Genomic DNA, 17,902 nt, shown 5'->3' with positions numbered 1-17,902 from the left:
ATGAAGGTCCTGATTACAGGTGGGGCTGGATACATCGGCTCCACCATTGCCAACTACTGCGCGGACAGCGGCATCACGCCGGTGATTCTGGACGATTTTTCTACCGGCCTTCGCGCCTTCGCCCAGCGTTTTGATTACTACGAGGGCGATATCGCAGATGCCGCCCTGGTCCACCGCATCGCCACCGAGCATCCTGACATTGACGCGGTGATCCACTGCGCGGCGAAGATTGTCGTTCCGGAGAGCGTGGAAAAGCCGCTTGCGTATTACCACAACAACGTGGCCAAAAGCATCGAGCTGCTGCAGACCCTGGAGCGCCACGGCATCACGCGGTTCATTTTGAGCTCCACGGCGTCCATGTATGAGCCAGGCCCGGACTACATGGTGGATGAGCAAAGCGCGGTCAACCCGCTGAGCCCGTACGCCGCGTCCAAGCGGATGGTGGAGCGCGTGCTGGAGGATACGCCTGCGATTACCTCCTTGTCGTTGCGGTACTTCAACCCAATCGGCGCTGACCCGCAGATGCGCACCGGCCTGCAGAACCCGCACCCCACGCACGCGATGGGCAAGATGATTGAGGCGCATACCGCAGGCGAGCCGTTTACGGTCACGGGTGTTGAGTGGCCGACTCGAGACGGCTCGGGTCTGCGCGACTACGTCCACGTGTGGGACCTTGCGCGTGCGCATGTGGCGGCGCTGCGCTTCCTTGCGGAGACCGCGGATGCCCACACCACCATCAACCTGGGCACCGGCCAGGGCACCACGGTCTTCGAACTTGCCCAGGCCTTCGGCGAGGCCACCGGCACACCCCTGGACATCCGCACCGCCCCGCCGCGCGACGGAGATGTGGTCGGCTGCGCCACCCGCACCACCAAAGCTTTGGAGGTCCTTGGTTGGTCCCCGGAGCTTTCGCTTATCGACGGCGTACGTCACGCCCTCACCTGGTCCCAACACCACCTGCCGGCGGTGTTGGACGAAGAGGAAGGGCTGCGCGGTGACTAGCAGTGGCAGTGTGGCGAAGGGGCAACCGCGCAGTCAGCCAAGAAGTCAGCCCAGGGATACGCCTAGGAGTCAGCCGCGCAATAAGGTGGGCAAACCCGCCAGCAGCAACCCGACGTTGTTGGCGCTGGGGGAGCAGCTGGCTTCCCGGCGCCGCGAAGTTGGGCGCGTGCAGCAGGATGTTGCCAGCGCTGCTGGTGTATCCCGCTCCACGCTGCACACCATCGAGCATGGTGGCGAGGGCGTGCGCTGGGAGAAAGTCGCCGCGGTTGCTGAGGTGCTCGGCCTTCGGCTGTCGCTCACGCCCAGCTCTGGTGCCGGCGCCTAGCCCCGAAACCCCCCTAACCAGCGCTAACCCCACCTGTCACACCAGCCTCATTGCAAACATTTTGATTTGTTACGGATGTGACTAGAAAACCGCAGGACGCTGAAAGATTTCGCATTTGTTTTCAGCGCCAGCTGGCTAGCTTCCTTCTTCGCGACGCTTCCGCCGCTCCTCTTCCTCTTTCTTACGCCGTTCCGCCTCTTCTTTCGCACGGCGTTCCTTGAAGCGGTTCTTCTCAATGTTCCAGAGGAACTCTTCGTCATCATCAGGGCCTTTGATGGCCGGGCGTTGCTCGGGGGCGCGGGTTCCGTAGCGTTCGGCGGAACCCGGGCCGAAGGCGCGCCACATGAGGTAGACGGCGAGGATGATCAGGAGGATGAGAAGTACGCGTCCCATAGATTCCAACATTACTAGTCGTCGCATTATGGTTGGGAAGCGTGACCGATACGCAACCAACCATTGACCCGAACGCCCGCGCACGGGCCAACAAGGCGGCTGCCATCTATGGCCTGTACCGTCTGCTGCTGTTTTTGGCACTGACGGTGGTGATCCAGGGCGTGGCCATGTTGATTGGCGCGCCGGTGCCGTTGATTATCTCTGCGTTGCTGGCGTTGATTGTGGCGTTCCCGCTGTCCATGCTGGTCTTTACCAAGCAGCGTGTGGAGGCAACGGAGGCGCTTGCGCAGTTCAAGGCGCAGCGCCAGGCGCGCAAGGATTGGATCGAAGGCGAACTCGCCAAGCGCTAAACCCAGCTAGTGCCCGAACAGCAGCGCGATCACCAGCATTGCCGGCAGTGAGAGGAATGTGGTGATGAAGACGGTGTCGCGGGCCACGGTTTCGCCGACGCGGTAGGTGGCGGTGTAGTTGTACACGTTCTGCGCGGTTGGCAGGGCGGCGAGGATGACCGCGGCGTAGAGGTCGTTGCCGCTAAGCCCAAACGCCAGGCCGATGGCCCACGCCATTGCCGGCATACCCACCAGCTTTAAGGTGGAGGCAACCAGGGTTGGTACGCGCTCCTCGTGTAGGACGCCGTCGCCCTTTAGGGAGGCGCCGAAGCTCATCAGGATCAGCGGGATGGACGCACCGCCGAGGATCTCTAGCGGCGCCATTATGGGTTCGGGCACCGTCCAGCCGGAGGCGGACACCACAAACCCGGCGATAGCGGCAACAACCATCGGCGCGGTCAGCCCGGCCACAATGGCCTTCAGTGTTGCGCCCTTTTCGGCGCCGCCCCAGTTCAGGCCGGTGATGATCAGTGGGGTGAGGATTGCTACTTGGAGCACCAGGACGGGCACGGCATAGGTGGCATCCCCAATCACGTAGGTGGCAATTGGCAGTCCAATGTTGATGGAGTTGTAGTAGCTGGAGCTGGCGGCGCCGGCCATGGTTTCGGCGACTGGGCGTTTAAAAGCAAAAAAGCTCAACAGCCAGTACAAAACCATGATGCCTACGGACGCCACCGCCACCACCCCAACCACCTTGGAGTAGAACACGCTGGTGTCGGATACCGCGACGCTGGAGAAAATCAGCGAAGGGGTGGCGATGTAAAACGCGATCTGGTTCAACATCAGCCGGTTGTTTTGGCGGATGATGCCTTTCTGGGCAAGAAAGAAACCGGCACCAATCACCACGAAGATGATCGAGAAACCGGTTAAAACATCAAGCACGTCGGACAGCCTACGCCATTAGAATGGCATGCCAGGCGTAGGCAGGTGCATGGACCACCCGAAGTCGGCGCCGCCTTCGGTGTAGGGGACTGGCTGGCCCCAGAAATACGCGCCGAAGAACGCCAAGCCGAGGGCTGTTGTGATTGACCAGATCAGCATCGCTTTGCCGTTCATCCCCAGCACGGGGATCAGGTCCTTGCCAGTTGCGCCGCGGCGCACAATTACTATCGACGCCACCGCAAACGGCAAAGCCGCAAACCCAACAAACACCAGCGGAGTACTGAATCCAAGCAGGATGGTGGCTACGAATGGGACGAGGGTGAGGACGGTAAACAGGGTTCGAGACGCAGAATCACCAATGCGCACCGCGAGAGTTTTCTTGCCGGCGGCGGCGTCCGTGCGGATGTCACGAATATTATTGGCCAGATTCACCGCGGCCGAGATCGAACCGATCGCCACGGCACACAGGAAGCCTTCGCTGGAGAGGAATCCGGTCTGCACAAACTCCGTGCCCATCACGGCGACGAGGCCGAAGAAGATGAACACGGCCAGCTCGCCAAAGCCCGCGTAGCCGTAGGGACGCGTGCCGCCCGTATAGAACCACGCCGCGGCGATGCAGATAATGCCGACCAACAGCAGCCACCACGATGAAGTTGCCGCCAGGATGAACCCGAACACCCCAGCTACACCGAACGCCACAAATGCTGCGAGCTTGACGGTTTCCGGCGGCACCGTACCTGACGCCGTCAGGCGCGCCGGGCCCGTGCGGTCTTCATCAGTACCGCGGATGCCATCGGAGTAGTCATTGGCAAAGTTCACGCCAACGATCAACGCCCAGGCCACAAGGAGCGCGAGTAGCGCCTTGCCCACGTGCGGGCCCTCAGTACCCCAGTACGCCGCGACACCCGTACCGGCGATGACGGGGGCGAAGGCGTTCGGCCAGGTGTGGGGGCGTGCGGCCTCCCACCAGTGATGCAATGCGGCGGAATCAGTCATGCACTCCATCATGCACCCAAGCGTTGCGCTGGGCTAGTGTAGTCCGCCGAGACCCAAATCGCCGCGGCGTATACCGACGAGGATGTGCAACTGTTTCGGTCGCAGTCGGTAGCGCAGTAGGAGTAAACTTTCGTCGGTGAACACTATGGCCTCTTTGAGGTGGTTCAAACCGGCGCGGTTGACCGCACTCGGTTTTATCCTGCTCATTCTCAGTGGCACCGCGTTGTTGTGTATGCCATTCGCCTCCGCCGACCGCACCGCAACACCGGTGATGGATGCGTTGTTTACAGCAACGTCTGCGACGACGCTGACAGGTCTTGTCACGGTGGACACCGGTGGTCACTGGAACCTCTTCGGCCAGGTGATTGTCCTTGCCCTGATCCAGGTTGGCGGTTTAGGGATCATGAGCATCACGTCGCTCACCGGCATGCTGTTGACCGGCCGGGTGAACCTGCGCTCGCGCCACTCCACAGCAGCGGAAGGCAGGCCAATTTTAGAAGGCGGGGTGCGCGCCACTCTCGTTGCAACGCTCCTGCTCACGCTGGGGTTCGAGCTACTTGTCGCGACGGTTTTATTCTTCCGGTTCTTGCTGCACTACGACATGCCTGTCCACCGTGCGGCGTGGGAGGGGATTTTCCACGCCATTTCCGGCTTCAACAATGCCGGGTTTGGGCTGCGCTCGGACAGTCTGATCTCGTATCACACCGACGGATGGATTCTGCTGCCGTTGGCGGGCGCGCTCATGACTGGTGGACTCGGCTACCCGGTACTCTCCGAACTCATGGCGCGCCTGCGTGAGCGCATCCGTGGCATGGTGCACGGCACCCCGGTGAGTTCCCGGCGACTGTCGGTGACCACCCGCATGACGCTGACAGGTACCGCGTTTCTCGTGTTCACTGCGACGTTGCTTATCGCAGTGCTGGAATGGCAGGGGCTCTTGTCTGGCATGGCCACCGGCACGAAGCTGCTCAACGCGTTCTTTAGCGGCGTCACCCCGCGTACCGCCGGGTTCAATTCCATCGACTACGCCGACGCCCACCCGATCACGCTCATGGTCACCTACATTTACATGTTCATCGGCGGTGGTTCCGCAGGTACCGCCGGCGGTATCAAACTCACCACCGCGATTGTGCTGCTTGCCGCTATGGCAGCTGAGTTTGCTGGGCGTGACCAGACCACCGTGGGCAAACGAACCGTCCCAAAGTCGGTGGTCCGCCAGGCCATGACGGTCGCCGCCGCAGGCGTTACTGCGGTCACCCTCGGCGTGGCGGCACTGCGCGTTTTCGACCCACAATTCACCGCCGACCAGGTCATTTTCGAAGTCATTTCCGCGTTTTCGACGACTGGACTGTCCACGGGCATTACCTCGCTGCTAAGCACGCCCTCTCAACTCGTGCTGTGTCTTTTGATGTACCTCGGGCGCATTGGCCCGTTTACCCTCGTGGCGGCGCTTGCCACCCGTAACGTCGTGCGCAGGTACGACTACCCAGTAGAAAGGCCGTTCATTGGCTAACTTCCCCGGCTCCCTGTTTCGGAGCAAACAACGCATCGACATCCCGCCGGTTGTGGTCATTGGACTTGGTCGCTTCGGTGGCGCGCTTGCCCACGAACTCACCCACCACGGCGTGGAGGTCCTCGGCATCGACGCTGATGAGCGACTCGTGCGCGAGCATGCACCATTGCTTACCGACGCCATCGTGGCCGACACCACCGACCCCGAAGCCCTGCGCCAACTCGGCGTGCAAGAAGTGGAACGGGCCGTCATCAGTATCGGCTCCGCACTCGAGGCATCTATCCTCACCGCCTCGAACCTTGTGGATCTCGGCGTGCCCGATATCTGGGCCAAAGCCGACTCCGAATCCCACGCCCGCATCCTGCAACGCCTCGGCGTCGCCCACGTCATCCGCCCAGAGCACGACACCGGTCGCCGCGTCGCCCACCTGCTCGGCGGACGCTTCCAGGACTTCGCCGAACTCGCCGAAAACTACGGCGTGATCAAAATGGTCCCGCCGCGCCCCCTCATCGGCGAGCCCTGCGACGCCTCGCGTCTCTGGGACAAACACCGCGTGCAAGTGGTGTCAGTGCGTACCGGGTCGGGCCAGTGGCGCCCATTTGCATCAGGCATGGAACTGACCGCCTCTGACCTGGTCGTGCTTGCCGGTGCGCCCGACGACCTGGAGCGGTTCTCGCAGCTGTAGTTGCGCTGTTGCTGGCCGCGGTGCGGGGGAGTTGATGTATCTTGTTGTGGCATGTCGAACACACCCCGCAAGCCGATCCCCAAAGTTGCCTACGCTCCGATGCTGGGCCTGGAAACCTATGTGCGTGCACGGGTTGAAAAGGACGCGTCACACCTCGTCCAACTTCGTGCATCCGCGCTGAACCAATGTGTTTACTGCCTGGCAATGCACCGACGCGACGCAAGGAAAGACGGCTGGTCCAAGGAACGCGTCTCGCAGGCGGAGAACTGGATCGACAACCGTGAACAGTTCACCGAAAAAGAACGAGCCGTCCTCGAACTGACCGATGCAGTGACGAGAATCAACGGCGAGAGCTCCGTTCCGGATGAACTCTGGGATCACGTCGAGGAGCAGCTCGGCGAAAAGGAAGCACGAAACGTATTGATGGCGATTGTCGCAATCAACGCGTGGAACCGCATAGCCATCACCACCCGGATGGATCCACGAAGCCTTTCACGAGTCGACGCGTTTGACCTCGGTAATGAATGACAAACATTGAAGCCCTGCCCCGTTAGTCTCAGTCCATCTGCAGCACGGTGCGAAGTTCCTCGAACAGCTCCGGGCGCAGCCGGTGTATGACCGTCCTGCCCTGGCGGCTCTTTTCTAGGAGGCCGGCCTCGGTAAGCATTTTGAGGTGGTGGGAAACTGTCGGTTGGCTTAGCCCGGAGCGTTGCGTGAGTTCGTTCACGCTCATCGGTTCGCAGCCCTCTTCGGCGATTCTGGAGAGAAGTTGTAGCCGGCCGGGGTCCGCTAAAACTTTGAATAGGTCCGCGTAACGCGTCGCGTCGTCTTCGGAGAGCAAGCCGGAGCCCAGCGAGCAGCAGTCGAGGTCGGTGTTTTCTGTGGTGGCGACGTAATCTCTCATGCTTCCTACCTCGTTATATTGACAGTGATAAATATGAGACCTAGTGTCCGTTTTGAATGCTGTCAATAGATAAGGATTCCAGATGGAAGACACAATCTCGCAGCCAGTAGAGCGTATGTCGTTTCTTGACCGCTTCCTGCCGGTGTGGATCATGCTCGCCATGGCGGCGGGCCTTGCCCTTGGCCGGGCAGTTCCGGGACTTTCGGGCGCACTTGAGAGTCTCGAAGTCGGAAGCATCTCGCTGCCGATCGCGCTCGGCCTGCTGGTCATGATGTACCCGCCTTTGGCCAAGGTGCGCTACGACAAGACCCGCGAGATTGCCACCGATAAACGGCTCATGACCGTGTCCATCATCTTGAACTGGATCGTCGGCCCCGCGTTCATGTTTGCGCTCGCCTGGATCTTCCTGCCGGATGAGCCGGAGCTTCGCACCGGATTGATCATCGTCGGTCTCGCTCGCTGCATCGCCATGGTGCTGGTGTGGTCCGACCTGTCTTGTGCCGACCGTGAAGCCACCGCAGTGCTCGTAGCCATCAACTCGGTGTTCCAGGTGGTCATGTTCGGGGTGCTCGGCTGGTTCTACCTGCAAATCCTGCCGAGCTGGCTGGGTTTGGAGACCACCTCGGTAGAGTTCTCCTTCTGGGCGATCGTGTCCTCCGTGCTGGTCTTTTTGGGCATCCCGCTGCTCGCCGGACTGCTGTCTCGCATCATCGGTGAGCGCACCAAGGGCCGCGACTGGTACGAAAACACCTTCCTACCTCGGATCTCCCCGCTTGCGCTGATCGGCCTGCTGTACACAATCGTCTTGCTCTTCTCGTTGCAAGGCGACCAGATCCTCTCGCAACCGTGGACGGTGGCACGGGTGGCGATTCCGTTGCTGTGCTACTTCGTCGGCATGTTCGCTATCGCGCTCGTGGTGTCCAAGGCATCCGGGATGGGCTACGCCCAGTCCGCGTCCGTGTCCTTTACCGCGGCTGGCAACAACTTCGAGTTGGCCATCGCAGTGGCCATCGGCACATTCGGTGCCACCTCCGCCCAGGCGTTGGCGGGCACCATCGGGCCGCTTATTGAGATCCCTATCCTCGTCGGGCTCGTCTACCTCATGCGCGGGGTCGGGCCGAAACTGTTCCCGGGCGATCCCACCTTGCCCAAGTTGTCCTAAGGAGACGTTGTGAGGCCCTCAGTCTTGTTTGTGTGCGTCGGCAACGGCGGAGAGTCCCAGATGGCGGCGGCGCTCGCCGAGAAGCACGCGGGTAGCCAGCTCGGCATCCACTCCGCTGGTACCAATCCTGGCACGTCGCTGAACCTGGAATCGGTCGAGGCGATCGCAGAGGCCGGCGCCGACATGTCGCGCGGCACGCCCAAACCTATCGATCCGGAATTGCTGCGCAGCGTTGATCGCGTTGTGGTGCTCGGCGAAGACGCGCAGGTGGACATGCCCGACGATGCCCGCGGCACGCTGGAGCGCTGGCGTACCGACGAACCCTCGCTCCGCGGCATCGAAGGCATGCAGCGCATGCGTCTTGTGCGCGACGACATTGACAATCGCGTGCAGGCGCTTATCGACGAGATGTTGGGGCAGTAACTACCAAGCGGGGGGGGCGACGGGTAGGAGTTTCAGTAGCTTTGTTACGAAGCGCTAGTCTAGCGCCGCGCCCGCCAGCACCTCGATGGCGTCGCGCCACGAGACGTTGCCGGTGTCGGGGGCGAAGCGGTCCGTCGTTACGAGGACGCAGCGGGACCCGGTGGGCAGGGTATCGAACGGCGCGAGCTCGCGCGCGAGCGTTGCAGGCTCAGCCACCGTGAGCGCCACCTGGACGAAGAGCGTGCGCTGACCGTCATTGGCGATGAAATCAATCTCCCCACCGGGTACCTTGCCGGTGGAAACCTGGTAGCCACGGCGGCGAAGCTCCAGATAGACCATGTTCTCCAGGTCGTGGCCGAAGTTGAACGCGCGGGAGCCGAGCAGCGCGGTGCGCAACCCCGGGTCGACGAAGTAGAACTTGCCGTTGGTGCTCAGCCACCGCTTGCCCTTCGTGTCGTAATCCCGACACTGATAAATAAGGTGCGCGTCCGACATCAGGCCGAGGTAGCGGTCCACGGTTTCACTCGACGCCTTGAGTCCCTCGTGCTTGAGGTGGCCCACGATGCGATTCGTGGACACCGGGTTGCCGGCGTTGTCGAAGAGGAAGCGGGCCACGCGCAGGAAAGCGTCGGTGTCCCTGATCTGGCTGCGCAGGCAAATATCGCGGGTGAAGATGGAATCGAAGAGTGAGGAGTTCGCCTGACGAATCACCACCGGGTCCGCGAGCTGCACCGTAGCGGGGAAGCCACCGATGGTGACCCACTCCTGAAACGCGCGATCAAGGCCCGGTCGCTCGTCCGCCGAGTAGCGGAACTCCATGAACTCCGCCAGGGAAAGCGGCAGCATCGGGATCTCGATGTAGCGCCCCGCCAAATAGGTCAGCGACTCGCCAACGAACAGGGAGGCGTTGGAGCCGGTCACGCAGATCTCCAGCTGCTCATTGAGCCGCAGTGAGTTGATCACGCGCGCCCAATCCTCCAGTTCCTGCACCTCATCGACATGGAGGTAGCGCAGGCCGGCTGCGATGCGTTCCTTGACGGCATCGTGGAAAGCGTTCGGTTCCCGCAGCGCTGCGTTGGCTTGGTCCTCGAAGTTGATCACCATGATGGCGTCTTCCGGGGTGCCGTGCTCGCGCAGGTGGCGACGGTACAACTCTAGGAGGGTCGATTTTCCGCAGCGGCGCACGCCGGTGATGATGCGCACGAAGTCGTTATCGGTGACTGCCAGCAGGTTATCCAGGTACTGCTGCCGTGGGTGCAGGACTCTCATAGATTTCGAATATACCTGAAATTCACGCCGGAATTGAGCATAGTTTCAGGTATACCCGAAATCCGGGCCAAGCAGGCCACCAGTGCATTGTGGGCCTTTGCTTTACGACGCCTCTTCGACCTGCGCCCGCAACCCATCGATAAACACGTCCACGAGCCACCCCTGCTACGCGCGAACACCTTCAGCTCCGGTCCGGACGGGGTGCCGGTGGCGGTGGCGGGGCCGGAGCCATGGTGTGCAACCGTGACGCGGTCGGCGCGATCGCGATCGGTGAGGGCGGTGCCACGGTCTACACCGCTTCCGGTAACGGTGCACCGTACGTGCAGATGCTGGGTGTTTAGTAAGCGGAACGGAACCCAGGACGCTTCACGATGAAGATGAGTTGCGATGAAGACGGTCGAGCTGATGGTGCGCTCCACGTGCGGTTCGTGCGAGCGGGTGGAGGCGCAGATTGCTCCGGTGGTGGAGAAGTGTGACACGGAGCTAGTGCTTGTCGACGTCGACCTGGACCCCGACAACGCCGCCCAATACGGCGATCGCGTGCCGGTTGTCGTCATTGATGGGGAGGAGTTTGCCTGCTGGGAAGTAGACAACGCAGACCTTGAAGCCGAGCTCCTCTTTCCAACGCTGGGGGTTCTTTCGTTTTTATGTTGTTATGTTCGTTCCCGGTCCGTCGATGACGGGCGTAGCAGTGCACTCCGGGGGTGGGGCCGAGCTTCGCATCGACCCCTTCCCGTCGACCAACTCAGGTCAGCGCGGTGACGGTGCGGGCGATGCCGGAGTACGAAGGGATCCGCCAGATTGCAATAAGAAATCCAGCCCACACTCTGAGCTTGGCTCGGAGGCGGGCTGAACGATTGACATGAACCCTAGCATGAGCGAGGCTAGTTCCGCAGGCATGAAAACTCGTTTGTATCAATTTGATAGCTGTAGCTCCCCGGAGATGTTTGTTGGGCTCCTTCGCTAAGGTAAAAACTACGTAACTAGCGGGAGGTGAGTGATGACTGTTCGAGTCGACATTGCAGCATCGACGTTGCGTTGGGCCATACAGCGGACCGGCGTCACGGTTGAAGAACTTGCCCAAAAAAGCGATTTTCGGTTGGTCCGGCAATGGCTGGAAGGGGAGGTATTCCCGACGCTGCGTCAGGCTCAGCACTTGGCATCGCTTGCTTGTATCCCGTTTGGATACTTGCTTCTCGACGACCCCACGGATGACCAACCGGATTTTCCAGATTTCCGCACCGTAGACAGTAAGAAAGTAACCGAGTTCAGCCCGGAATTGAAGGAAACGATTTACGCCTGTGAGCGGCGTTTGGGTTGGTACGCCGAATTTGCTCGTGCAGAAGGCATTGAGCCCCCATGCTTCGGTGGCGAATGGACATTACGTGATAACCCGGACGATGCCGTGCGTGCATTACTTCCTCAGCTCGCCGATGCTGGATGGAAGCCAGGCAGGGCGGCTACTGGTCGAGAGAATGTGCTGGAATTAGCGGAGGCAATTGAGCACTGCGGTGTCTTGGTGATGCGAAACTCCGTACTTGGAAACAACAACCACCGCAAACTCGACATCGACGAGTTTCGTGCTTTCACACTGCTCGATGGTGCTTACCCCTTGATCTTCATCAACGGCAGTGATTACAAAGTTGGGCAGTACTTTAGCCTTGCTCACGAGCTAGGCCACGTACTACTCGCTGCAGAAGGGCTCACTGGAGCCATGAACGATCATCACGATGTAGAGCGATGGTGTAACAGGTTTGCAGCTGCCCTGCTTCTGCCGCAGCATGCGTTGTTGCAGGAATGGGACAGAAATCCCGATCTGAAACGCATCACTGAATGGGCATACGATGCGTACCGGGTAAGCGCGGATACGGCACTGTGGTCCCTTGTGGGGCAGCGCCGCCTTGGCAAACCACAAGTGCAGGAATTCCTTCGGCAACGTCCCTCGAACCCTACGCCTCCGATTGTTAGTGGAGGCGGTGACTTCTTCGTCACGTTGAAGTCTCGGCTGGGTGGCCGGTTCTTGGACACTGTAACCGGCGCATATGCAGATGGCGCAATTTCTCAAGAGGAAGCTTCGCGCCAACTGGGCATTGCAAAGACTGCGACGCTAAAGAATGCGGTTACTCGTATGCAGGAGGTCGCATAGGTGTACCTCATCGATACGAATATCGTGATCGGTGCGTTCAATCACCGTCCGCGAGACATTTTTGAATCGTACGACGAGTCCGAAGACATGGTTGTTGAAGACCTTGAGTTCGGCGACCGCAAGTTCAAGATCGACTAGGGCGATTACTTTAACTTCAAGATTCCGCTGGTATCTTCCGTCCAGTCTGCTCTGGACGTGAAGCCGGGGGCAGTCAGCGAGGCAGTGGAAGGCATGTCCGAGCAGGTCGATACCTACATCGGCAAGCTCATGAAGGACGGAGTGAAGAACTCCAACAAGGTGGGCACCCTCCCGCTCGACATTGAGAAGAAGGACGCGTACAAGACGCTGGTGGCGCTGCGTAAGAAACTCAACGCCACTTCGGTTCCGAAGACTGACCGTTTCGTGATGGTTGGCCCCGAGATGGAATCGGCGTTGCTGTACGACGAGCGCCTGGGCAAGGCAGTGAACAACAGCAATCTCTTGAACGGTGAGATTGGTCGCCTGCTCGGGTTCCGCATCATTTCCGCGCCGACGGTGCCGACGGTGGCGGGCCGTGAGGTGTCATTGCGGGCCACCCGATGGCTACCGCGTTCGGCTACCAGATCACGGAGGTGGCGGAATCGTCCATGCTGCCGTTCCGTTTCACCCGTGCGATTACGGGCCTCCAGGTGTACGGCGGTTCCGTGTTCCGCCCGGAGGTGCTGGCGACGGCTGAACAGGATGTGGTGGAGCCGACCACGGCGGGTGCTACCGAGTAGACGCTAGCCCGTAGCAGGCAGCGAAGGGGGTCAGGGTGTGTGCCTTGGCTCCCTTTACCCATACCTGGATGAAGGGCACACCATGAATAATCCGTATCAGGAAGAACTACTTAACCGTCTCCGTGACCATGAGAACGCGAGGGGTGAACGTGAACTGACCCGGCTTATCAACTGGGCTACATCCGCTGTGTTGAAGTACACAGCTGTGCGGACGCTCACTAAGACGATGATTGAGAAGTGGGTCAGAGTTAAGGCAGCAGGGTGTGTTCGATGCCGTCTAGGATCACATCGATGACGAGGTCGTAGTATTCCTCGGACATCGCTTCTTCTTCATCAGGGTGTGAGAGAGGCTCCAGGTAAGAGTTGACAATACTGGTCAGTCCAACAGATTGAGCCATCATAGGCTCAAGCCTGACAAGCATTTCGTGCAGGTTGTGGCGAGGCTGGATTTGATTGGATGCGCGCAGGTTTCTCGCTCCGATCGTGTGGATGATCGAGTTCGCGATAATTGTGTAGGCCACAGGCGAATTGTCACCAAACCCAGCTTCTTGTAGTTTGGCCCAGGCTCCATCGATCATCGGCAAAAACTGTTCGGTGAACTTGCCCCGCGCGAACCTGTCGGTAATCCCCGGATATGCTAACAATGCGGGGCGTAGATTGTGAGCCATAGCTCGAAACCAGGCTTTCCATTCAAGGTCCGGGTCGGGAACTTCAATCCCGACACATACCCGGTCTACAACAGCATCACAAATGGCTTCCTTGTTTGGAAAATAATGATAAATCACTGAGGGAACCACGCCCAGTTCACGGGCAATGTCCCGTACTGACCATCCCTCAACGCCACTGATCGCGCTTAACTGTACAGCTTGTTTGACAATCAGCTCGCGTGATAGCCCAGCCCTTCGCCCCGTTAGCACAGTGTTCATAAGGTGACCCTAACTTATTCCTTGACCCTTACTAGAACACCATTCTACAATATCCCTAAGTGAAACAGTGTTCTAGTAATGGAGTGTAGTGATGCCCGACCCTCGTAGTAATAAGCCGACACAGAGCTCTATTGATCCAGGAGCGCAAGCGAACCTGGTAGTGGGAATCGTTTTTCTCGCCTTTATGGGGCAAATGATTCTCAATCCGATCATCGCGCCACTGTCACGACAGATGGGATTGCGGGAATGGCATATTGGCGCCACTATCTCTTTGGCAGCGATTGTACTAGCGAGCTTGAGTGCTTATTGGGGGCGAGCTTCCCAACGTGTCGGCGCTAAACGTGTACTCGCGGCCGGGCTTGTGATCGCGATCATCGCTTTGAGCGCCTTCGGTATTGTCTCCTACCTGGGGATGAACCAGGTAGTTGGCGGTGTCGGACTAGTTTTTGGTGTTGTGATCACTCGTGGTTTGCTCTATGGTGGAGGGATTTCAGCGATCGCCCCGACCGCGCAAGCCCACCTGGTCACGCATGCTGCCAGCGAGAACGGGCGGGTAAAAGCACTGGGCATGATTGGAGCGGCTCAAGGGATGGCCTCCATTGTTGGAGGTGTTACTGGAGGTGTGTTAGCCGCTGCTGGTGGCCTGCTCTTGCCCTTGGTGGTCATGCCCGTTGTGATGGTGATTGGTCTGGTTGTTCTCTTGGTGAGTTTCGCACCTCAAAGCCGAGGGCAACTTTTTGCAAAGCCTCAACGGATTCGCTTCACTGATCCGCGTGTAGCTCCCTGGCTAGCAACTGGTCTGGTGATGTTTCTTGTGTTTTCTTCTGTTGCTACGATTTTTGGATTCACTGTCCAAGACCGCTTCGCCCTGTCGGCAACTGCGACCGCAGGTATTTCCGCGATTTACCTGACCATCATGGGCGTGACCATGATCATTGCCCAAGCGGTGATTGCTCCAAAGACAGGGTGGGGAGCAGCGAAGCTTTTACGTACTGGTCTGGCCATTACACTAGTTGCAACTGTGCTCATTTGGCCTACCTCCTCGCACGCTTTACTGGTTGTCGGGTGTATCGTGCTGGGGGTAGGTATGGGACTGGCGATGCCCGGGTACAACACTGGCCCAACCTTGAAGATGAGTGCAGATGAGCAAGGCGCAGTGGCTGGCATCATCAACGCTAATAATGGGTTGGCGTACGCGATTGCCCCGCTGGCTTCGACCGCCCTTTACGGGTGGAACCCGCTGGCACCCTTCGCCGTCTGTATCGCCTTGATTGCAGTGGTCGTCATCTACGCCCACACCGTACCCGCACTACGCCAATAACTATGAACGTGCCTGAAGTAGCCGTTCCATCACGCTATCCGCAGGAGTCGGCCCCGAGTAGTCCACCAGCGAGTTGTCTTTGACGACATCGAAAATCTCGTACCAGAGCGTATTCGCCTGCTTGCTAAACGACTGAGACATGGCCACGAATGGGGACGCGATAGCTGTTAGGACCACGGATTTAGTAACGCTGTGGTGAGTATCCAGTAACGCCCGGGTGGGTATCGGGTAACACCCGGGCGTTGACTATGAGCCGCTACTGCGTATTGGCTTCGAGGCGCATGTTTGGTCCTTCGAGTGTGATGATCTCAGCGCCAGCGACAAGCCGATTCAGTATCGACTCGGCGATGACAGCATCCGGGATGGACTTGTACCACTCATCGGGTGTGAACTGGGAGGTGACAATGGTTGAGCCCCGGTGTTCGCGCTCAGCAAGAATGTTGAGCAGCTGGTGTGCTGTGGCAGCATCAATCGGCGTTGTTAAGAAGTCATCAAGCACGAGTACGTCTGCCAGGTGTAAGTCTTGAAGAAACTCCATGCGTGCTGTGTCATCATGGCGTAGCACCATCAGCTGGTTGGCCAGGGTGTCTGTGCGGAAGAAACGGGCAGAGTAGTCGTTTCTGCACGCAGCGGTAAGGAGTGCTTGGGCCAGGTATGTTTTGCCGACGGATGATTTGCCGAGGATGACAATGCTTTGCGCTTTTTGGCACCATTGGCAGTGAGCGAGTCTGGTGATTTGCTCTTTGTTGAGGTTGCGGCCGGGTGTGTAGGTGATGTCTTCGATACACGCATCGAGATTTGGCGATCGGGATGCTTTGAGTAATTTGTTGACTCGTCGTTCACGCTTGGCCGCGACTTCTTTATCCAGCGCGTAGAGCACTTTGTCAGAAAAGCTCCACGAGTCGAAGATGGGATCTGCTGCAATATCAATCACGGTTCGGCCAAAAGCCGTCATACGTAGATCGGTAAAGACAGGCAGGATCGATTCATCAGGAAAGCGCGCTGATGCTGATGCTGGTTGTGGCTGTGTCATGACTGTAGGGGTCCTTTCTTCGTGAGATTTTCCATGCTGAACTGGGCAGACCCACCCAGATATGCGCCGCGGGTATCGCGTGCGTGTTCCACCGGTGGTGTTTCAGGCGGTGTTATGGCTGGCAGATCATGGCCTGTCGGGCGGGTTGATTAAACCGGCCTGGGTTGGTGAGAGGGCATGATGTAACACAGGAGGAACATCATGGCTATCAGCCCTTACGATCAGGAGACCCGCCAGCGGGCGGTGCGCCTGTATTTCGAGGAGCTCGCTGACGGCGCTTCATCCAAGGCAGCCGCACTACGCGCTGTCGAAGCTGTCATCGGCATCAAAACATCGACTATCCGCAACTGGGTACGCACAGAAGAGAAGAAGGTGGACGCCGCCGTCGAGCAATCCGATGCCGAGAAAGACGCGGAACTTATCACCCTGCGCAAGGAAAATGCCCGGCTCAAAGAAGCCAACGAGATCCTGAAACTGGCCTCAGCTTTTTTCGCCCAGGCGGAGCTCGACCGCAAACTAAAGTGATTGTGGACTTCCTCCGCACTCACCGGCACCTGTATTCCATCGAGCGGATGTGCCGCGTGCTCAATGAGCATGAATACGCTATTTCACCAGCAACGTTCTACCGCTTCCAGGCCCGTGGTTTCGGGCCCACCCCTGCCGAGCTGGATGAGGCTTACACCGCGCACCGGCTCTTTGAGCTGTGGCGGGCCAATCGGCGGGTCTACGGGCGACGAAAACTATGGAAAGCCGCCCACCGGGCAGGCTGGAACATCGGCCGTGACCAGGTGCAACGCCTCATGAATATCCTTGGAATCGCGGGTGTACTCCGACGCAAGACCACACGCACCACCGTTGCTGATTCCTCCGCCGAGCGTTTCCCGGATCGTATTCAACGGGCCTGGTCGCAGGCTCCGCGACCCACCACTGATCGGCGGATAGAGGCCGGACGGACTGAGCAGAGACACGTTTGGTTTATTGGTGATGTGATTCCAGTAGGTATCTAGGCATTTTGTGTAGCGAGAGTTATTTTGAGTCCCAGGGCTTTCATGATTTTCGTGATAGCCGCAAAGGACGGGTTACCGTCTTTTGATAGTGACTTGTAGAGGGATTCACGGTTGAGTTGAGTCTCTTTAGCGAGCTGGCTCATGCCGTGTGCTCTTGCAATGTCACGCAAAACCACCTGTACGGTTTTCGTATCGCCGTCTTCGAGTGCGATAGCCAGGTAATCGTTCATTGCTTCTTGGCTATCGAGGTATTTGCTTGCGTCGAACGCTGAAAATGTTACTTCCTTCACGACTGTTCCTCCCTTACCTGTTGTGCGAGCTTTTGAGCGGTTCGAATATCTTTATCCTGGCTGGATTTATCTCCTCCGGCCAGCAGGAAAACCGTTATTGCGCCTAGTCGGGTGTAGTACACCCGATAGCCGGGCCCGAAATGAAATCTCATCTCGCTAACCTTCTCGCCAACGGGTTTGATGTCTCCAATCATTCTTCCGTGTGCTTCGCATCGTGCTATTGCATACAAAATGCGCCGCTGAGCATGTTTGTCTTTTAGTTCACCTAACCAGGCGTCAAACAAGTTGCTGGAAATGATCTCCACACGCCCAAGTGTAGCCTAAAAGCTACATAGCTCAAGTGGGGGATACGCCTCTCATGGCTGACTCTGCTTTCGGTTTGGAGATTAGTGATGACGCCAGGGAAGCGTCTAAAGACGCTAAAGACGCATGCAGACTTGAGGGTGCGGTTGATGAGTTGAGGTCGAGGTGGATGACA

Annotated in this window: 24 protein-coding genes and 1 pseudogene; 15 read left to right on the top strand and 10 right to left on the bottom strand. The window is 58.8% G+C overall.

Features of this window, described 5'->3' with window-relative positions; translation table 11 throughout:
• Entirely contained in the window at window positions 1-1,002 is a 1,002-nt protein-coding gene (gene galE, locus AK829_RS08600; RefSeq protein WP_052205479.1) for a UDP-glucose 4-epimerase GalE, read from the top strand.
• An 85-nt stretch (window positions 1,003-1,087) separates the two neighbouring features.
• Window positions 1,088-1,327, top strand: coding sequence for a helix-turn-helix domain-containing protein (locus AK829_RS08595; protein WP_232305710.1), 240 nt, complete (start codon window positions 1,088-1,090; stop codon window positions 1,325-1,327).
• Window positions 1,328-1,462: 135 nt separating this feature from the next.
• Here AK829_RS08595 and AK829_RS08590 read toward each other — a convergent pair whose 3' ends face one another.
• Window positions 1,463-1,720: a hypothetical protein gene (locus AK829_RS08590; protein WP_052206471.1), complete on the bottom strand. Its 258-nt coding sequence runs from the start codon at window positions 1,718-1,720 to the stop codon at window positions 1,463-1,465.
• 41 nt (window positions 1,721-1,761) lie between these two features.
• On the opposite strand from AK829_RS08590, the gene AK829_RS08585 reads away from it, so the two are divergent.
• Window positions 1,762-2,070, top strand: a complete 309-nt coding sequence (locus AK829_RS08585) for a DUF4229 domain-containing protein (protein WP_052205477.1) — start codon at window positions 1,762-1,764, stop codon at window positions 2,068-2,070.
• 6 nt (window positions 2,071-2,076) lie between these two features.
• Here the strand turns inward: AK829_RS08585 and AK829_RS08580 are convergent, their stop codons facing one another.
• Both AK829_RS08580 and AK829_RS08575 read right to left on the bottom strand, forming a co-directional pair.
• A complete protein-coding gene (locus AK829_RS08580) occupies window positions 2,077-2,991 on the bottom strand; it encodes an AEC family transporter (protein WP_052205476.1) in 915 nt (304 codons plus the stop codon).
• Window positions 2,992-3,009: 18 nt separating this feature from the next.
• Window positions 3,010-3,987, bottom strand: a complete 978-nt coding sequence (locus AK829_RS08575) for a 1,4-dihydroxy-2-naphthoate polyprenyltransferase (protein ID WP_157045336.1) — start codon at window positions 3,985-3,987, stop codon at window positions 3,010-3,012.
• Between the two features lie 145 nt (window positions 3,988-4,132).
• On the opposite strand from AK829_RS08575, the gene AK829_RS08570 reads away from it, so the two are divergent.
• Genes AK829_RS08570 through AK829_RS08560 form a run of 3 tightly spaced genes read left to right on the top strand, consistent with a single transcriptional unit; the run spans window position 4,133 to window position 6,713 of the window.
• Window positions 4,133-5,500: a TrkH family potassium uptake protein gene (locus AK829_RS08570; protein WP_052205474.1), complete on the top strand. Its 1,368-nt coding sequence runs from the start codon at window positions 4,133-4,135 to the stop codon at window positions 5,498-5,500.
• Complete coding sequence (locus tag AK829_RS08565; RefSeq protein ID WP_052205473.1) at window positions 5,493-6,185, top strand: potassium channel family protein; 693 nt, start codon at window positions 5,493-5,495, stop codon at window positions 6,183-6,185. The genes AK829_RS08570 and AK829_RS08565 overlap by 8 nt, the downstream gene beginning before the upstream one ends.
• 51 nt (window positions 6,186-6,236) lie before the next feature.
• Entirely contained in the window at window positions 6,237-6,713 is a 477-nt protein-coding gene (locus AK829_RS08560; protein WP_052205472.1) for a carboxymuconolactone decarboxylase family protein, read from the top strand.
• Window positions 6,714-6,741: 28 nt separating this feature from the next.
• On the opposite strand, the gene AK829_RS08555 is transcribed toward AK829_RS08560, so the two are convergent.
• On the bottom strand, window positions 6,742-7,089 hold the full coding sequence (locus AK829_RS08555; RefSeq protein WP_052205471.1) for an ArsR/SmtB family transcription factor: 348 nt from the start codon (window positions 7,087-7,089) through the stop codon (window positions 6,742-6,744).
• Between the two features lie 82 nt (window positions 7,090-7,171).
• On the opposite strand from AK829_RS08555, the gene arsB reads away from it, so the two are divergent.
• Both arsB and AK829_RS08545 read left to right on the top strand, forming a co-directional pair.
• Window positions 7,172-8,251: an ACR3 family arsenite efflux transporter gene (gene arsB / locus AK829_RS08550; RefSeq protein ID WP_052205470.1), complete on the top strand. Its 1,080-nt coding sequence runs from the start codon at window positions 7,172-7,174 to the stop codon at window positions 8,249-8,251.
• A 9-nt stretch (window positions 8,252-8,260) separates the two neighbouring features.
• Entirely contained in the window at window positions 8,261-8,674 is a 414-nt protein-coding gene (locus AK829_RS08545; protein ID WP_269745043.1) for an arsenate-mycothiol transferase ArsC, read from the top strand.
• A 54-nt stretch (window positions 8,675-8,728) separates the two neighbouring features.
• Here the strand turns inward: AK829_RS08545 and AK829_RS08540 are convergent, their stop codons facing one another.
• Window positions 8,729-9,943 (bottom strand): ATP-binding protein, encoded by a 1,215-nt coding sequence (locus AK829_RS08540; RefSeq protein WP_052205469.1) that lies wholly within the window; start codon window positions 9,941-9,943, stop codon window positions 8,729-8,731.
• Window positions 9,944-10,330: 387 nt separating this feature from the next.
• Between AK829_RS08540 and AK829_RS12800 the strand changes: the two are divergent.
• The 4 genes and pseudogenes from AK829_RS12800 to AK829_RS08520 form a co-directional block, all read left to right on the top strand.
• Window positions 10,331-10,558, top strand: a pseudogene (locus AK829_RS12800) (glutaredoxin family protein); the annotation flags it as partial.
• Between the two features lie 385 nt (window positions 10,559-10,943).
• Window positions 10,944-12,089: an ImmA/IrrE family metallo-endopeptidase gene (locus AK829_RS08530; protein WP_052205468.1), complete on the top strand. Its 1,146-nt coding sequence runs from the start codon at window positions 10,944-10,946 to the stop codon at window positions 12,087-12,089.
• Window positions 12,090-12,227: a type II toxin-antitoxin system VapC family toxin gene (locus tag AK829_RS12515; protein ID WP_141758925.1), complete on the top strand. Its 138-nt coding sequence runs from the start codon at window positions 12,090-12,092 to the stop codon at window positions 12,225-12,227.
• A 440-nt stretch (window positions 12,228-12,667) separates the two neighbouring features.
• Entirely contained in the window at window positions 12,668-12,847 is a 180-nt protein-coding gene (locus tag AK829_RS08520) for a hypothetical protein (protein WP_052205466.1), read from the top strand.
• Between the two features lie 248 nt (window positions 12,848-13,095).
• On the opposite strand, the gene AK829_RS12680 is transcribed toward AK829_RS08520, so the two are convergent.
• Entirely contained in the window at window positions 13,096-13,773 is a 678-nt protein-coding gene (locus AK829_RS12680) for a TetR/AcrR family transcriptional regulator (RefSeq protein ID WP_070462451.1), read from the bottom strand.
• Between the two features lie 91 nt (window positions 13,774-13,864).
• On the opposite strand from AK829_RS12680, the gene AK829_RS08510 reads away from it, so the two are divergent.
• Window positions 13,865-15,094 carry an MFS transporter gene (locus tag AK829_RS08510; RefSeq protein ID WP_052205465.1) on the top strand — a complete coding sequence of 410 codons (1,230 nt, stop codon included), beginning with the start codon at window positions 13,865-13,867 and terminating at the stop codon, window positions 15,092-15,094.
• Here AK829_RS08510 and AK829_RS12245 read toward each other — a convergent pair whose 3' ends face one another.
• A complete protein-coding gene (locus AK829_RS12245) occupies window positions 15,095-15,235 on the bottom strand; it encodes a hypothetical protein (protein ID WP_232305709.1) in 141 nt (46 codons plus the stop codon).
• A 115-nt stretch (window positions 15,236-15,350) separates the two neighbouring features.
• Window positions 15,351-16,127 (bottom strand): ATP-binding protein, encoded by a 777-nt coding sequence (locus AK829_RS08505; protein ID WP_052205464.1) that lies wholly within the window; start codon window positions 16,125-16,127, stop codon window positions 15,351-15,353.
• 201 nt (window positions 16,128-16,328) lie between these two features.
• Here AK829_RS08505 and AK829_RS08500 point away from each other — a divergent pair, with 201 nt between their 5' ends.
• Together AK829_RS08500 and AK829_RS12795 are read left to right on the top strand one after the other, a co-directional pair.
• Window positions 16,329-16,652 (top strand): transposase, encoded by a 324-nt coding sequence (locus AK829_RS08500; RefSeq protein WP_052205463.1) that lies wholly within the window; start codon window positions 16,329-16,331, stop codon window positions 16,650-16,652.
• Between the two features lie 2 nt (window positions 16,653-16,654).
• On the top strand, window positions 16,655-17,134 hold the full coding sequence (locus AK829_RS12795) for an IS3 family transposase (protein ID WP_157045335.1): 480 nt from the start codon (window positions 16,655-16,657) through the stop codon (window positions 17,132-17,134).
• On the opposite strand, the gene AK829_RS08490 is transcribed toward AK829_RS12795, so the two are convergent.
• Both AK829_RS08490 and AK829_RS08485 read right to left on the bottom strand, forming a co-directional pair.
• Complete coding sequence (locus tag AK829_RS08490; protein WP_004009166.1) at window positions 17,131-17,424, bottom strand: addiction module antidote protein; 294 nt, start codon at window positions 17,422-17,424, stop codon at window positions 17,131-17,133. The two genes, AK829_RS12795 and AK829_RS08490, sit on opposite strands and share 4 nt — an antisense overlap.
• Window positions 17,421-17,729 (bottom strand): type II toxin-antitoxin system RelE/ParE family toxin, encoded by a 309-nt coding sequence (locus AK829_RS08485; protein ID WP_052205461.1) that lies wholly within the window; start codon window positions 17,727-17,729, stop codon window positions 17,421-17,423. The genes AK829_RS08490 and AK829_RS08485 overlap by 4 nt, the downstream gene beginning before the upstream one ends.
• Window positions 17,730-17,902: the final 173 nt, after the last annotated feature.

Source organism: Corynebacterium riegelii (assembly GCF_001263755.1).
Lineage (GTDB): Bacteria > Actinomycetota > Actinomycetes > Mycobacteriales > Mycobacteriaceae > Corynebacterium > Corynebacterium riegelii.
The sequence above is the reverse complement of the archived record's forward strand: the minus strand, read 5'-3'. Positions and strand labels throughout refer to the sequence as shown.